The following is a 14,331-nucleotide window of genomic DNA, read 5'->3' as shown; positions in this document are numbered from 1 at the left end:
GCGTGACCGTCGACAGGGCGCGCGTGGAACGGCTCACGCGTGAGCTGCTCGAGGCGATCGGCGAAGACCCCGACCGCCCCGGTCTGAAGCAGACCCCGTCGCGGATGGGCGAGCTGTACGCGGAGTTCTTCTCGGGAGTGGGGGAGGATGCCGCGGCACCGCTCGCCCGCACCATCAGTGTGACGCGCGGCCCTGCCCCCGACACGTTGCCGTCGGGGGCGGTGCTGCTGCGCGACATCCGCTTCCGGTCGGTGTGCGAGCACCACCTGCTGCCGTTCGCGGGGCGCGCCCATCTCGCGTACCTCCCGGGTGAGCAGGTCGTCGGCCTCGGAGCGCTGGTGCGGGTCGTCGAGATCCTCGCCTCGCGGCCGCAGGTGCAGGAACGACTCGGCGAGCAGATCGCCGACACCATCGCCGAGCACCTCGACACCCGCGGAGTCCTGGTCGTGCTCGATGCCGCCCACGGCTGCGTCACCATGCGCGGAGGACGCCAACCCGAGGCATCGACGCTCACGATCGCTGCGCGGGGCGAGTACACCGACCTCGCGGCGCGCGCCGAGCTGATCACGCTGATCGGCGCGACGACGCACTCGGGGATGCAGGGATGACCGGAATCTGGGGCATCGTCAACGTCACACCCGACTCGTTCAGCGACGGAGGGCGATACCTCGAGGTCGATCGTGCCGTGGCGCACGGTCTGCAGCTGCGGGCTCAGGGCGCCACGGTGCTCGACGTCGGCGGCGAATCGACGCGGCCCGGCGCGGAGCGCGTCGCGGCGGAGGTCGAGCAGCAGCGCGTGATCCCCGTGATCGAGCAGCTCGTCGCCGCCGGAGCTCCCGTGAGCATCGACACCCTGCGCGCCTCGACCGCCGCCGCCGCCGTGCGTGCGGGAGCTCGCATCGTCAACGACGTCTCGGGCGGTCTCGCTGACCCGGAGATGCGTGACGCGGTCGCCGAGTCGGGAGCGGACTACGCGATCGGCCACTGGCGCGGCTTTCCCGACGAGATGCACGCGCACGCCGAGTACCGCCGCGCGGCCCGCGAGGTCGCCGGCGAGCTGCAGGAGCGCATGGGCGAAGCCGCGGCATCCGGCATCGCACCCTCGCGGCTGATCCTGGACCCGGGCATCGGCTTCGCCAAGACCGGCGCCCACAACTGGGACGTGCTGCGGGGGCTCGACGAGATCACAGCGCTCGGTCCGCGCGTGCTGGTGGGCACGTCGCGCAAGAGGTTCCTCGCTTCGGCGCTGCAGGAGGCCGATCCGTCGGTCGAGGTCTCGGAGCAGCGACGTGATCTGGCGACGGCCGTCACGAGCGCCCTCGCCGCACGGGCCGGCGCTTGGGCGGTGCGCGTGCACGACGTGGCCGCCACGCGCGACGCCCTCGCCATCGCGCACGCGTGGCTCGGCCGCTGAGCCATCGGGTCCGGAATATCGGGGGCCGTGCGCCGTACTCTAGGGGGATGGACTTCCTCGATGAGATCGCGCTGACGGGCCTCACGGTGTTCGGGCGGCACGGCGTCTACGACCATGAACGCGAGAACGGCCAGGAGTTCACGATCGACCTGCGCCTCGCGATGTCACTCGCTCCTGCCGCTGCATCGGATGACGTCGTCGACACCGTGCACTACGGGGAGCTCGCCGAGAAGGTGGCCGCGGTCGTCGCGGGAGAACCCGTCAACCTGATCGAGACGCTCGCCGTCCGCATCGCCGACGTCGCGCTTGAAGATGAGCGGGTGGAGCGGGTCTCGGTCACCGTGCACAAGCCGCACGCTCCGATTCCCCTCTCCTTCGCCGATGTCGCCGTGCGCGTTGACCGCACCCGCACCGTGCCGGCGTTCGAGGACGCCGCCTCGTGAGCCGCAACCTGACGATCCCGCCGACCATCTCTCCGCCGCGCGAGGGTCGCGAGCCCGCGGTCGCGGTCATCGCGTTCGGTGCGAACCTCGGCGATCGCGAGCGGACGATCCGCGAGGCGGCGGAGCGCATCGCTCGACTGCCGCTCGTGAGCGAGGTGCGACTGTCGAGGCTCATCGAGACCGTCGCCCTGCGGCCCGACGGTCCCGATCCCGACGCGCCCGGCTACGTCAACGCCGTCGCTCAGGTGATCACGCGGCTCGACCCCGGCATCCTTCTCGGGATGCTGCACGCGATCGAAGACGAGAACGGGCGCGAGCGCCACACGCACTGGGGCGATCGCACCCTCGACCTCGACCTGATCGCGTACGGCGACGTGGTCACGGACGACCCGCGCGTGCACCTGCCGCACCCCCGCGCCGCGGAGCGCCTGTTCGTGCTCGAGCCCTGGCTCGAACTCGACCCCGACGCCGAACTGCCGGGGCGCGGCCGAGTCGCCGCGCTCGCAGCCGACCTGCGCGCAAGGGGCGACGCATGAAGCGCACCTCGGTCGGCCTGCTCGCCGTGCTCGCGCTGCTCGGGGCCGGCGCGGGCTACCTGCTCGATCACGTGCTCACCGCAGCGGGACGCTCGACGTTCACGCCCTCGCTCTTCCTGCCCGTGCTGCTGCTCCTGATCGCGAGCGCGGCGCTCGGGGTGGCGTGGCCGGTGCGCGACAGCGTGCGATCGGGCACCCGCATCGATCCCTTCCGCGCGCTGCGCGCCGCGACACTGGCCCGCGCCTCCAGCCTGCTCGGAGCGATCATGGCCGGGTTCGGGGCGGGGCTGCTGCTGTTCCTCTTGTCGCGGCCGATCGATCCCCCGGTAGGGTCGACAGTGGCGATGCTGGCACTGATCGCCAGCGCGATCATCCTGGTGGTCGCCGCTCTCATCGCGGAACAGTTCTGCACCCTGCCAAAGGATCCTGATGACTCAGAACCCCGAGACCTCACCCCTGAACCCGGCGGAGGGCACTGACCTTCCCGCTCTCGACGACGGGACCTACACGCAGCTGCGCACCGCGCGCTCGGAGGGGCGGCTCGAACTCGACGGCACGTGGCACCAGATCTCGCCGCGCTACGTCGTCTCGCAGTTCGTGCAGAACGCGATCTTCCTCGCGGTGGTCGTGATCGCGGCCGTCGTGCTCAACATCGTTCTCGAGCAGGACTGGGTGTGGATCCCCGCGGGCGTCATCATCCTGATCACCGTGCTGACACTCATCGTGCTCCCGCGCCAGGCGAAGGCGATCGGCTACATGCTGCGCGCCGACGACATCGTGTTCCGCAAGGGAATCCTCTGGCAGCGCATGATCGCCGTGCCGTACGGCCGCATGCAACTCGTCGACATCACGCAGGGCCCGCTGGACCGCGCGTTCGGCGTCTCGCAGCTGAAGATGGTCACCGCCGCCGCGACCACCGGCGTGCAGATCCCCGGACTCACGCAGCGGGCGGCCGAGGCGCTGCGCGACACCCTGATCGAAGTGGCCGAGACCCGCCGGACCGGACTGTGAGCGAGCAGCAGTTCCCCGCGACGCCCACGCCGCCCGCCACGGAGTCGCCTGCGGCATCGGCGCCGCGCGGAGAGTCGCCGGCCTCGCTGGCTGACGGCGAGTGGCATCGGATGCATCCGCTCACTCCCCTGTTCAAGGGTGGGCTGGCGCTGATCATCATCGCCGGAATCGTCATCGCGAATATGCGCGACCGCGTGATCGCGTGGGTGGTCGAGATCTTCTCGCCCGAGACGCACTACGGCGACTACACCGGCGGCGACCCCGTTGACTGGGTGCTCGAGAACAACCTGATCCTGATCGTGCTGCTGGCCGTCCTCGGCCTGGTCGTCGTACTGGTCGCAATATTCTGGTTCGTCTGGCGCTTCCAGCAGTTCCGCATCACCGGTGATCACGTCGAGGTGCGCAAGGGCATCATCTTCCGCTCGCACCGCCGCGCACCGCTCGACCGCGTGCAGGGCGTCAACCTCACCCGTCCGTTCCCCGCGCGACTGATCGGCCTCGCCAAGCTCGAGGTCGTCGGTGCGGGCAACGACGCCAACGTCGAACTCGAATACCTCGCCACCGGACGCGCCGAATCCGTGCGGTCGTCGATCCTGCGCCTGGCGTCGGGCGCGCGCGCAGCGCGGCAGAACGCCGCCGACGCGGCATCCGGCAACCCTGCAGCCCCCGGTGCTCCGATGTCGGCGCGTGCACAGCTCGTCGGCTCGATGAATGACGGAGTGAACGGTCTCATCGCAGGCGTCGATCTCGAAGACGTCGCCCCGGAGAGCGTCGTCAAGATCCCCACCGGACGACTCGTCGGCTCGCAGGTGATCTCGGGGCTGCTCTGGCTGCTGTTCTTCGGCATCATCTTCGCCATCGCGCTGGGCAGCGCCGCCTTCGGCATCCTCTCCGACGGAGACCCCGAGGGCGGGATCATCCTGCTCGGCATCGGACTCGCCATGGGAATTCCTTTCCTGATCGCCGCGGTCGGTATCACCTGGGCGCAGATCTCGAAGTCGCTGCGGTACTCCATCGCGCCGACGCCCGACGGCGTGCGCATCACCTATGGCCTGTTCACCACGGTCACCGAGACGCTGCCGCCCGGTCGCATCTTCGCGGTCGAGGTGTCGCAGTCGCTGCTGTGGCGGCCGTTCGGCTGGTGGACGGTCAAGATCAACCGCATGAGCGGCAAGAGCCTGGCGCAGCAGTCGTCCGGCAGCGCGCAGCAGTTCAACATCGTGCTGCCCGTCGGAAAGCGCGCCGACGTCGAGCGCGTGCTGGGTCTGATCCTGCCGGACGTACCCGCGGGCGACATCCCCTTCATCTGGGAGCACGGCGTGCTCGGACCCATCGACGGCGACCCGTATCGCACGATGCCCCGCCGCGCCTGGTGGCGACGGCCGGTGTCGTGGAAGCGCCACGGCTTCACCGTGACCGACTTCGGACTGTTGCTGCGCCGCGGCGTCATCTGGCGCAAACTCGCGGTCTTCCCGCTCGCACGACTGCAGGGCGTCTCACTCAGCCAGGGGCCCATCGACCGCGCACAGCGAGTCTCGGGCGCGCAGGTGCACACGGCTCCCGGACCGATCACCGGCCTGCTGTCGGGACTCGAACGCGACGACGCCCTCGCGCTGCTCGACGGGGTGAGCCGCGCCGCAGCCGCCGCCGCACTCCGCGACACGACGCATCGGTGGGGGCAGTACGCCGCCGCGTCGCTGGTTCCGGATGCTGCGCCGGGGGTGCCGGCGATTCCGTTCGGTGCGCCTCCTGCCCCTTCTGCGGGATATCCGGCTGCGCCTCCCGCGCCACCGGCACCTCCTGTCGGTTATCCGGCTGCGCCTCCGGCCGGGCCCGCCGCGCCTCCTGCCGCACCGCCGCAGTTCCGGTCGGCTCGTCGTCAGGCAGGAGAGCCGCCTGCACCGCCTGCACCGCCTGCACTGCCTGCGACGCAGGTTCCGCCTGTGGCGCCAGCTCCGCCTGTGACGCCGGCGCCGGCATCCGCTCCTCCGGAGGACCGGCCGGATGGTGCGTGACGGACGCCTCGGGGTCGGCATCATCGGAGCAGGCCGCGTCGGACCCGTGATCGGCGCGGCGCTCGGCGGCGCGGGGCACGCCATCGTCGGCATCACGAGCGGATCCGACGACGATCGTGCATCGGCCGTGCTCCCGAACGTGCCGGTGCTCGACGCCCAGGAGGTCGTGCGGCGCGCTGAACTCGTCATCCTGGCGGTGCCGCACGCCGAGCTGCCGTCGCTGGTCGCGGGCATCGCTGAGCTCGGCGGGTGGCAGGTCGGGCAACTCGTCCTGCACACCGATCCCGCGTACGGCGTCGAGGTGCTCAGGCCCGCGGCGGAACGGGGAGCGATTCCGCTCGCCGTGCACCCCGCGATCACCTTCACCGGCACGTCGGTCGACCTGCGGCAGCTGCCCGCGAGTTTCGCCGCCGTGACCGCTCCCGCTCCGGTGCTGCCGATCGCGCAGGCGCTCGCGGTCGAGATGGGCTGCGAGCCCGTGGTCATCGCCGAAGAGGACCGTGCCACGTACGCCGACGCCATTCAGACCGCGGCTGACTTCTCGCGCTCGATCATCGGGCAGTCCACGGCGCGTCTGCGCGAGATCGGCATCGAGAACCCGGGCGGATACCTCTCGGCGCTCGTGCAGTCCACCGTCGAGCGCGCGCTGCGCGAGGAGTCGAGCCCGCCGCCGCTCCTCTGAGGCGCCCGGCGCGGGGTTTCGGGGCCGTCCGGCTCCCGCGCAGGGGACGCGTGTGGTCGCTATGGGTGGGCGGATGCGGCCGGATGTGACACCTGCTGCAGGAGGGGTATGCGCAGGGGGGTGGGAGGGGACGCGTGTGGTCGCTTTGGGTGGGCGGATGCGGCCAGGTGTGACACCTGCTGCGGGAGGGGCGTGCGCAGGGGACGCGTGTGGTCGCTATTGGTGGGTGGATGCGGCCGGATGTGACACCTGCTGCGGGAGGGGTATGCGCAGGGGGGTGGGCAGGGGACGCGTGTGGTCGCTATGCGTGGGCGGATGCGGCCGGATGTGACACCTGCTGCAGGGGTCAGCGACCTCCGGAGAAGCCGCCACCTCCGCCGCCGCCGGAGAATCCGCCGCCGAAGGAGCCGCCCGAGCTCGAGGAGCTGCTCGTCGACGGAGCGGTGTACGTCGCGGCGGCATGGGATGACACGGCGAACGCGGCGAGTTGCATGCGCACATACGGCGAGGTGGGGTCGCCGATCCAGCTCGCGCCGCGCTGCTCGTGCGAGTACGCGGTTTCGAGGACTTCGCCCCACTGGTCCTCCATCCCGAACAGCATCGCGTAGGGGAGCAGCCGCTCGTAAACGTGGATCACGTCGGCTTCGCCGTCCTGCCGACGCTCGGCTCCGCTGTACGACTGCAGCATGCGCAGCCGGTCGGCCTCGGCCACGCGGATGAACTCCTCGACCCCCCGCAGATACTCCAGTTCGCGGGCGCCTTCGCGTGTCAGCACGGTGTGCTTCGCGAACACGTAGAAGCTCGAGGCCAGTACCACGAACGCGGCGAACGACACCCCGACCAGCGCCGGGATCGCGGAGTCGCGCCCGCTGATGACGCCCCAAAGACTCAGCCCGAGTCCCGCGGCGACCACACCGATCGCGCACCACTGCAGAATCACGGCCCCCCGTGCCCGCGCGCGCGCCGTGAAGCCCTGCGCGGCGGCCGTCTGCGTTCCGCTCGCGATGAGCGCAGCCATGCGCGCGGCGAACTTCTCGCTCGCCGCAGGCAGCGTGACGACGCCGTTCTCATCGGCTTTGACGAACAGCGCGTCGAGGGCCTCGACGTCGAGCTGGTCGGGAATCGGCGTGCCCGCGATTCGGCGCAGACGCGGCCTCTCGTCGTCGCCCGCGTCTTCGATGCGCAGGGTGCCGCGGACGGCCAGGTGCACGATCTCGGCGGGGACCGGATCCTTCGCTCCGGGGATCAGCGCGGCGGCCAGGAGCGGCGGCATCCGATCCGGCACGTCGTACTGCGCCACCACGATGCCGTCGGCGACGCGGCGGCGGCGCTTGAACATCGACACTCCCACCCAGCTGCCGACCGAGAGCGCTGCCGCTCCCAGAGCGGCCACGGCGGGAACCGTGTCGGCGAGCGGATTCGGCTCGCGTGCCGGCGCGGGCGCCGCAGTGCCGGGCTCGAAGCCGATCGCCACGGTCACGCCGTCGCCCGCCGCGCGCGGACCTGACTCGACGCGGAACACCGCGGAATCGCCCTCGCTCTGCGGGCCCTGCAGCTCGCACTCGTCCGTCGACCCGGATGCTCCGGCGTAGCAGCGGGCCGACCCGGTGAGCGCGTCGCTCATCGTCGCGTCGACGGCGACCGATGCCCGGAAGCTCTCGATCGCCTGCGTGCTGTCGAGTGGCAGAAGATCCCAGTAGAACTCGTCGACGCCCGAGTCGGCGGCGAGGATGACGTCGCGCATCGAGTACTCGATCACGTAGGTGGTGAGCCCCTGCACGTAGTCGTCGTCGCCCGTGAGCACGTAGAGCACGCCGTCGTCGGTCTCGGTCTCGAAGGGAACGTCCGCGCCGCTCTCGTCCGTCACCGACAGGATGCGGGTGCCGAGTCGCGCCCCCTCGTATCCCGTGGGCAGTCCGCGCACGATGCCGCGGTTCTGGTCGAAGTCCGGGAATCGCGCGACAAGCGTCTCGGTGACGTGCATGCGCGAGCGGCCGTCGTCGTCGAGCCCGATCTCGAACTCCGCGTTCCACGACGCATATGAGAAGTCGTCGACGTCGGCGGAGACGCGGGTGTCGACGGATGCAGCCACGGCAGCCGCGGGAGCGAGGAGTCCGAGCGCGGCGAGGACGAGGACGGCGAGAGCACGGACGATCCGGAGGGAGGCCATTCTTCGAGGCTACCCAGCCGCGGCCCGCGAGACAGGACCCGACCTCGGTAAACTGGGTGCGACTTCAAGGAGCCCCTCTCATGACCGACGCGTCCGCCGCGCCTGCGCAGAACCCGACCGACACCGCACCGGTCGGCGAAGACGACATCCACGAGCAGAAGGCCGTGCGCCTCGCGAAGCGCGAGCGCCTGATCCAGAAGCGCACGGATGCCGCGGGCGGCGCCTTCCCCGTCGGGGTCCCTGTGACGCACCTGATCCCGGCGCTGCGTGCCGAGTACGGCGACCTGGAGCCCGGCGCGGAGACCGGCGTGATCGTCGGCGTCGCCGGACGCGTGGTCTTCAGCCGCAACACGGGCAAGCTCTGCTTCGCCACGCTGCAGGCCGGCGACGGCTCCCGCATCCAGGCGATGATCTCGCTCGCGAACGTGGGCGAGGAGTCGCTCGCGGACTGGAAGGAGTACGTCGACCTCGGCGACCACGTGTTCGTGCACGGCGAGGTCATCTCGAGCCGCCGCGGCGAGCTCTCGATCATGGCGGACGCATGGACCATCGCGTCGAAGGCGATCCTGCCGCTGCCGAATGCGTACTCCGAGCTCAGCGAAGAGGGGCGGGTGCGCAGCCGCTACCTCGACCTGATCGTGCGCGAGCAGGCCCGCACCACGGTGCGCGCCCGCGCAGCGGTGAACGCCAGCCTGCGCGCCACCTTCACCGAGCACGACTACCTCGAGGTCGAGACCCCCATGTTGCAGGTGCAGCACGGTGGCGCGTCGGCTCGTCCGTTCGTGACGCACTCGAACGCCTTCGACACCGAGCTCTTCCTGCGTATCGCTCCCGAGCTGTACCTCAAGCGCGCCGTAGTGGGCGGCATCGAGCGGGTCTTCGAGATCAACCGCAACTTCCGCAACGAGGGCGCCGACTCCACGCACAGCCCGGAGTTCGCGATGCTCGAGGCCTACCAGGCGTACGGCGACTACCACCAGATGGCCGATCTGACGCAGGAGCTGGTGCAGAAGGCCGCGCTCGCCGTGGCCGGCTCGACGACCGTGACCTGGGCCGACGGCACCGAGTACGACCTTGGCGGCGAGTGGGACCGCATCTCGATGTACGACTCCCTCTCGTCGGCATCCGGTCGGACCGTGACCCCCGAGGACTCGGTCGAGGACCTGATCGCCTTCGCCGAGGCGAACGGCGTGGATCTGCCGCCCCAGGCCACGCACGGCAAGCTCGTCGAAGAGCTCTGGGAGCACTTCGTGAAGGGCGAGCTCGTTCGCCCGACGTTCGTGATGGACTTCCCCGTCGACACTTCTCCGCTCGTGCGCGAGCACCGCTCGACGGCGGGCGTGGTCGAGAAGTGGGACCTGTACATCCGCGGATTCGAGCTCGCGACCGGATACTCCGAGCTCGTCGACCCCGTCATCCAGCGGGAGCGCTTCGTCGAGCAGGCGAAGCTCGCCGCGCGCGGCGATGTCGAGGCCATGCCGATCGACGACGAGTTCCTGCGGGCTCTCGAGCACGGCATGCCGCCCACAGGTGGCATGGGCATGGGCATCGACCGCCTGATCATGGCGATCACGGGCCTCGGCATCCGCGAGACGATCCTCTTCCCGCTCGTCAAGTAACGGCATCGCTCGAAACGGCTCCACCGCGAACGAACGCCCACTCCGGCAGCATGCCCGCATCGATCATGGTGCGCAGGAGCGCCGCGAGTCCGTACTGCGGATCGATCGCCCGCACCAGATCGAGGTAGTGCGCGGCGTGCGTGGAGCGCCCGAGCGCCCACGACAGCCATGCCGCGGCGGTGAGCGGTCCGCGTCGCGACCGGCGCGGTGCGGAGGCGGCGGCGTATCGCACCGCGACGAGCGCGAGGCCGAGCCGCTCGGGGTCCGGTGCGGGACCTGCGCCCAGGAACACCGCACCCAGGTCGTCGGTGAGGGTGCGCCCTTCGCGGACGAACGCGAACTGCGCTTCGAGGGTGCGGATGCCGCCGTCGAGTCCCGTCGCCCACTGCGCGATCGCGACGTCGCGGAAGACCGGGCGGTCCAGACACCACAGCAGCGCGGCGGTCGCGAACGGCGGCGTGCGTGCCGGATCGTCGAGCACGGCCTCGTAGAAGGCGGGGATGTCGTCGAGCGCGGCGATCGCTGCGAGCGCCTCGGGGTTCTCCCGTCCCGTCAGTCTCCCTGCGGCGTCGTGGTCGAGCGCCACGGCGATGTCGCGCAGCGCCCGAACGACGCGCTGCTTCTCGGCACGCTCGATGCGCGGGAGTGTGGTTCCGGCCCGCTGATCACCGCTCACGTCGCCGAGGCCCGGCACGTCGGGTGCCGGAGCAAGATCGTCCAGCGGGCCCAGCCGTGGTTCGGCGACCAGATAGCTCGACCAGCCGCTGGGCGTGACGCAGAGGGCGTCCACGACGCGCAGGCCCGCTTCCTCTGCCCGCGCGAGCAGCTCGTCGACGGCGACGCCGAACGGCAGCACGAGGCCGTCGGGTGTGGTCTCGGCCTGCTCATCGGTATAGACGACGGCGGCCACGGCATCCGTCCCGGTCACACGCGCAGCCCGCCCCACTGCGGCGTCGGCGAATTGCCGGAGATCGGTCGGCGGCACGGGCAGGTCGAGGCGCATGGCGCCGTGGGTGCGCACGCCGTGAAAGGGAAGGAGGACGATGCTGTGGCGCGGCGTGAAGCCGGCCAGGGCGGGGACGATACGGAGGAAGTCGGCGGAATCTGTGGCGCGGAGGACTGTGGTCATGAAGCGAGTGTCGCCGTCGCATCGGGGCCGCGGCGGAGGAAGGGCGGGCTGTGGATCAGGCCGTCGCGATCTCGTGGATGGGGACGAGGAGTCGTTGCCTCAGGGGCGCGTACGATGGAGGTATGGAGAACTTCTGGCTCGCCGTGGCATGGTCGATCCTGCCGACCCTCGGCGTGAGCGCGGTGTTCTTCATGGTGATCCGCGGCATCCTCCGCTTCGACCGCACGGAGCGCAAGGTGCACGCGAAGATCGAGGCCGAGGAGCGGGCAGCCCGCGGCCTTCCTCCCCGCTCCTGAGCGACGTCGGCGCCATCGGCTACTGTGAAGCCAACGCGCGGGTGACCCCGCGGACCTGCGGTGATCGACGCCGCGCCAATGAGGGGACACCATGACGGCCGAGACCTGGGCATGGTGGATCGCCGCCTTCCTCCTCGTGCTCGATCTCACGATCCGCGTCACCGCGATCATCGTCATCCCTCGAAATCGGCGCCCCACGGCGGCGATGGCCTGGCTGCTGGCCGTCTTCTTCATCCCGTTCGTCGGCGTCTTCCTGTTCCTGCTGATCGGTAATCCGCGCCTGCCGCGGGCACGCCGGCGCAAGCAGGACCAGATCAACGAGTACATCGCCGAGACCAGCGAGCACCTGCACTTCGGCACGCTGCGCCCCCACGCCCCCGACTGGTTCGGGCCGATCGTGCAGATGAACCAGAGCCTCGGGGCGCTGCCGCTCTCGGGCGACAACGGCGCCCGGCTCATCGCCGACTACCAGGACTCGCTCGACGAGATGGCCGAGGCGATCCGTGCCGCCGAGCAGTACGTGCACGTGGAGTTCTACATCCTGCAGTCCGACACCGCCACCGACAACTTCTTCCGCGCGATGGAGGAGGTCGCCGCCCGCGGCGTCGAGGTGCGCGTGCTGCTCGACCACTGGGCGAACCGCTGGAAGCCGCGCTACAAGGACACCGTCCGCCGCCTCAACGCGATGGGTGCCGACTGGCACCTCATGCTCCCGGTGCGTCCGTTGCGCGGCCACATGCAGCGCCCCGACCTGCGCAACCACCGCAAGCTCCTGGTCGTCGACGGCAAGATCGCGTTCCTCGGATCGCAGAACGTCACCGACTCGACCTACAACCTGCCCAAGAACATCAAGCGCGGCCTGCACTGGGTCGACCTGATGGTGCGTCTCGACGGCCCCGTGGTGCTCAGCGTGAACGCGATCTTCGTCGCCGACTGGTACAGCGAGACCGACACCGTGCTCGAGGGCATCGACATCGCTCATGCCGACCCCGGATCCGGCGACCTCGACTGCCAGGTGGTGCCCTCGGGCCCGGGGTTCGAGCTCGAGAACAACCTGCGCCTCTTCCTGGCACTGCTGTATTCCGCGAAGAAGCGCATCATGATCGTGAGCCCGTACTTCGTGCCCGACGAGGCGCTGCTGCTGGCCGTCACCGCCGCGGTCGACCGCGGCGTCGAGGTCGAGCTCTTCGTCTCGGAGCAGGGCGACCAGGCCATGGTCTACCACGCGCAGCGCAGCTACTACGAGGTGCTGCTCAAGGCGGGCGTGCGCATCTGGATGTATCGCAAGCCGTACATCCTGCACACCAAGAGCCTGACGATCGACGACGAGGTCGCGGTGATCGGCTCGAGCAACATGGACATGCGCTCCTTCGGTCTGAACCTCGAGGTGTCGATGCTGGTGCGCGGTCACGAGTTCGTGACGCAGATGCGCGAGGTCGAGGACCGGTACCGCTCGCTGAGCCGCGAGCTGTCGCTGGAGGAGTGGATGCAGCAGCCGCTGCGCTCCACGGTGCTCGACAACCTCGCCCGGCTCACCTCGGCCCTGCAGTAGCCCGCGCGTTCAGAAGCCGAAACGTGCCGCGCCGGAAGACCCCCGGATACGACGATGCCGCGGGAGCCGGTCCGTGACCGACTCCCGCGGCATCCGCCTGGTGATGCTTACTCGGCGACCGGGATCGCCTGCGCCTTCAGGGTCGAGATCGTCGACTCCTGTGCGGACTTCAGCGAGTCCAGCAGTGTGCCCTGTCCGGTGACGGCCTTCTGGAAGCCGTCCGAGACGTCGGCGTAGGTCTGCGTCATGGTCGGACCCCAGACGAAGTCGGGGTTGACCTGCTCGGCAGCCTCGGCGAAGACGTCGTAGATGACCTGGCCGCCGTAGAAGTCGACGCCCTCCTGCAGCGACGCCAGGCTCAGGCCGTCGGTCGTGGCGGGGTAGATGTTCGCGGACTTGTTGAGTGCCGTCAGCGCCTCTTCCGAGGTGTTGAGCCACAGCGCGAACTTCGTCGCCTCGTAGGGGTGCTCCGAGCCTTTGAAGACCGCGACGGACGAGCCGCCCCAGTTGCCGGCGCTCTGCGCGCCCGCCTCCCACTGCGGGGAGGGCGCGACGGACCACTTGCCCGCAGTGTCGGGGGCGCCGCTGGAGATCGAGTTGGCTCCCCAGACGGCCGAGTTCCAGCTCCAGACCTCACCGGAGTTGTAGGCGTTGTTCCACTCCTCGGTCCAGGCGGGGTACGTCGACACCAGGTCTTCGTCGAGCAGCTCCTGCCAGTATTCGGCGACCTTCGTGGTCGCGTCGCCGGTCAGGTCGACCGTCCAGGCGTCGCCGTCGTTGGCGAACCACTCGCCGTTGTCCTGCCAGACAAGGCCGGCGAACTGGTTGATGTCGGCGGTGGAGAAGTTGGTGATGTAGCCGCCGGCCGCACGCACCTGGACCGCAGCGGCCTTGTACTCCTCCCACGTGGTCGGAACGGCGATGCCGTTCTGCTCGAACAGGTCCGAGCGGTAGAACAGGGCCATGGGGCCCGAGTCCTGCGGGATCCCGTAGACGCCGTCGGCGGCGCCGAGGGTGACCTGGCCCCAGGTCCACGGGATGAACTGCGACTCGGCGGCCACGACGTCCTCGCACGCGGCGAGGTTCTCGAGGCCGTCCTGCACCAGGAAGCTCGACAGGGCGTCGTACTCGATCTGGCCGAGGTCGGGCGCGTTGCCGGCCTTCAGCTGGCTGAAGAAGCTCTGGTAGGTGCCGGAGTTGCCGTTCGGGCCCGTCTGGACCTTGACCTGGATGTCGGGGTTGGCCTCGTTCCACTGGGCGACGACGTCTTCGATGCCCGGGATCCACGACGTGAACTCGAGCGTGACGTCGCCGTCGGCGGGGGTGCAGTCGACGGCTCCTGCGCCGTCGCCCGATCCGCTGCCTGCCGCGCATCCCGCCAGCGCCATCGCGCTGAGCAGTGCGACGCCGGTGGCGACTGCCCTCTTGGTGTGCTGCATGATCTTCCTCTTTCGATGGGGGTTT

The 14,331-nt window shown here is 70.0% G+C and carries 14 protein-coding genes; 11 read left to right on the top strand and 3 right to left on the bottom strand.

What is annotated here, in order from left to right:
• The first annotated feature begins 2 nt into the window (after positions 1 to 2).
• The 8 genes from folE to AC2D10_RS08970 are packed head-to-tail and all read left to right on the top strand — an operon-like array spanning position 3 to position 6,101.
• Positions 3 to 608, top strand: a complete 606-nt coding sequence (gene folE, locus AC2D10_RS09005; RefSeq protein ID WP_484711748.1) for a GTP cyclohydrolase I — start codon at positions 3 to 5, stop codon at positions 606 to 608.
• Entirely contained in the window at positions 605 to 1,414 is an 810-nt protein-coding gene (gene folP / locus AC2D10_RS09000) for a dihydropteroate synthase (RefSeq protein ID WP_484711747.1), read from the top strand. The genes folE and folP overlap by 4 nt, the downstream gene beginning before the upstream one ends.
• A 47-nt stretch (positions 1,415 to 1,461) precedes the next feature.
• Positions 1,462 to 1,857, top strand: coding sequence for a dihydroneopterin aldolase (folB, locus tag AC2D10_RS08995; RefSeq protein WP_484711746.1), 396 nt, complete (start codon positions 1,462 to 1,464; stop codon positions 1,855 to 1,857).
• Positions 1,854 to 2,393 (top strand): 2-amino-4-hydroxy-6-hydroxymethyldihydropteridine diphosphokinase, encoded by a 540-nt coding sequence (gene folK / locus AC2D10_RS08990; protein WP_484711745.1) that lies wholly within the window; start codon positions 1,854 to 1,856, stop codon positions 2,391 to 2,393. The genes folB and folK overlap by 4 nt, the downstream gene beginning before the upstream one ends.
• Entirely contained in the window at positions 2,390 to 2,872 is a 483-nt protein-coding gene (locus tag AC2D10_RS08985; RefSeq protein WP_484711744.1) for a DUF3180 family protein, read from the top strand. Before folK ends, AC2D10_RS08985 begins: the two co-directional genes overlap by 4 nt.
• Positions 2,823 to 3,404 carry a PH domain-containing protein gene (locus tag AC2D10_RS08980; RefSeq protein WP_484711743.1) on the top strand — a complete coding sequence of 194 codons (582 nt, stop codon included), beginning with the start codon at positions 2,823 to 2,825 and terminating at the stop codon, positions 3,402 to 3,404. The genes AC2D10_RS08985 and AC2D10_RS08980 overlap by 50 nt, the downstream gene beginning before the upstream one ends.
• On the top strand, positions 3,401 to 5,419 hold the full coding sequence (locus AC2D10_RS08975) for a PH domain-containing protein (protein WP_484711742.1): 2,019 nt from the start codon (positions 3,401 to 3,403) through the stop codon (positions 5,417 to 5,419). The genes AC2D10_RS08980 and AC2D10_RS08975 overlap by 4 nt, the downstream gene beginning before the upstream one ends.
• Positions 5,409 to 6,101, top strand: a complete 693-nt coding sequence (locus AC2D10_RS08970) for a DUF2520 domain-containing protein (RefSeq protein WP_484711741.1) — start codon at positions 5,409 to 5,411, stop codon at positions 6,099 to 6,101. The genes AC2D10_RS08975 and AC2D10_RS08970 overlap by 11 nt, the downstream gene beginning before the upstream one ends.
• Positions 6,102 to 6,447: 346 nt before the next feature.
• Here the strand turns inward: AC2D10_RS08970 and AC2D10_RS08965 are convergent, their stop codons facing one another.
• Positions 6,448 to 8,271 (bottom strand): DUF2207 domain-containing protein, encoded by a 1,824-nt coding sequence (locus AC2D10_RS08965; protein ID WP_484711740.1) that lies wholly within the window; start codon positions 8,269 to 8,271, stop codon positions 6,448 to 6,450.
• Positions 8,272 to 8,351: 80 nt separating this feature from the next.
• Between AC2D10_RS08965 and lysS the strand changes: the two genes are divergently transcribed.
• Positions 8,352 to 9,890, top strand: coding sequence for a lysine--tRNA ligase (gene lysS / locus AC2D10_RS08960; protein WP_484711739.1), 1,539 nt, complete (start codon positions 8,352 to 8,354; stop codon positions 9,888 to 9,890).
• Here the strand turns inward: lysS and AC2D10_RS08955 are convergent.
• Positions 9,883 to 11,019: a DUF4192 family protein gene (locus AC2D10_RS08955; RefSeq protein WP_484711738.1), complete on the bottom strand. Its 1,137-nt coding sequence runs from the start codon at positions 11,017 to 11,019 to the stop codon at positions 9,883 to 9,885. The two genes, lysS and AC2D10_RS08955, sit on opposite strands and share 8 nt — an antisense overlap.
• A 122-nt stretch (positions 11,020 to 11,141) precedes the next feature.
• Between AC2D10_RS08955 and AC2D10_RS08950 the strand changes: the two genes are divergently transcribed.
• A complete protein-coding gene (locus tag AC2D10_RS08950; protein WP_484711737.1) occupies positions 11,142 to 11,315 on the top strand; it encodes a hypothetical protein in 174 nt (57 codons plus the stop codon).
• A gap of 91 nt (positions 11,316 to 11,406) precedes the next feature.
• Entirely contained in the window at positions 11,407 to 12,867 is a 1,461-nt protein-coding gene (cls, locus tag AC2D10_RS08945; RefSeq protein WP_484711736.1) for a cardiolipin synthase, read from the top strand.
• Between the two features lie 107 nt (positions 12,868 to 12,974).
• Here cls and AC2D10_RS08940 read toward each other — a convergent pair whose 3' ends face one another.
• Complete coding sequence (locus AC2D10_RS08940) at positions 12,975 to 14,306, bottom strand: ABC transporter substrate-binding protein (protein WP_484711735.1); 1,332 nt, start codon at positions 14,304 to 14,306, stop codon at positions 12,975 to 12,977.
• Positions 14,307 to 14,331 lie beyond the last annotated feature (25 nt).

Source organism: Microbacterium sp. PI-SA-G (assembly GCF_057215335.1).
Note: the sequence above shows the minus strand (reverse complement) of the source record. Positions and strands in the feature narration are given on the sequence as shown.

What these genes read in the sequence shown, in the direction of transcription:
- folP (WP_484711747.1), top strand. Translation starts at nt 605, where the DNA reads ATGACCGGAATCTGGGGCATCGTCAACGTCACACCCGACTCGTTCAGC.
- AC2D10_RS08955 (WP_484711738.1), bottom strand. Translation starts at nt 11,019, where the DNA reads ATGACCACAGTCCTCCGCGCCACAGATTCCGCCGACTTCCTCCGTATC.
- AC2D10_RS08980 (WP_484711743.1), top strand. Translation starts at nt 2,823, where the DNA reads ATGACTCAGAACCCCGAGACCTCACCCCTGAACCCGGCGGAGGGCACT.
- AC2D10_RS08985 (WP_484711744.1), top strand. Translation starts at nt 2,390, where the DNA reads ATGAAGCGCACCTCGGTCGGCCTGCTCGCCGTGCTCGCGCTGCTCGGG.
- AC2D10_RS08940 (WP_484711735.1), bottom strand. Translation starts at nt 14,306, where the DNA reads ATGCAGCACACCAAGAGGGCAGTCGCCACCGGCGTCGCACTGCTCAGC.
- AC2D10_RS08965 (WP_484711740.1), bottom strand. Translation starts at nt 8,271, where the DNA reads ATGGCCTCCCTCCGGATCGTCCGTGCTCTCGCCGTCCTCGTCCTCGCC.
- cls (WP_484711736.1), top strand. Translation starts at nt 11,407, where the DNA reads ATGACGGCCGAGACCTGGGCATGGTGGATCGCCGCCTTCCTCCTCGTG.
- lysS (WP_484711739.1), top strand. Translation starts at nt 8,352, where the DNA reads ATGACCGACGCGTCCGCCGCGCCTGCGCAGAACCCGACCGACACCGCA.
- folB (WP_484711746.1), top strand. Translation starts at nt 1,462, where the DNA reads ATGGACTTCCTCGATGAGATCGCGCTGACGGGCCTCACGGTGTTCGGG.
- AC2D10_RS08970 (WP_484711741.1), top strand. Translation starts at nt 5,409, where the DNA reads ATGGTGCGTGACGGACGCCTCGGGGTCGGCATCATCGGAGCAGGCCGC.
- AC2D10_RS08950 (WP_484711737.1), top strand. Translation starts at nt 11,142, where the DNA reads ATGGAGAACTTCTGGCTCGCCGTGGCATGGTCGATCCTGCCGACCCTC.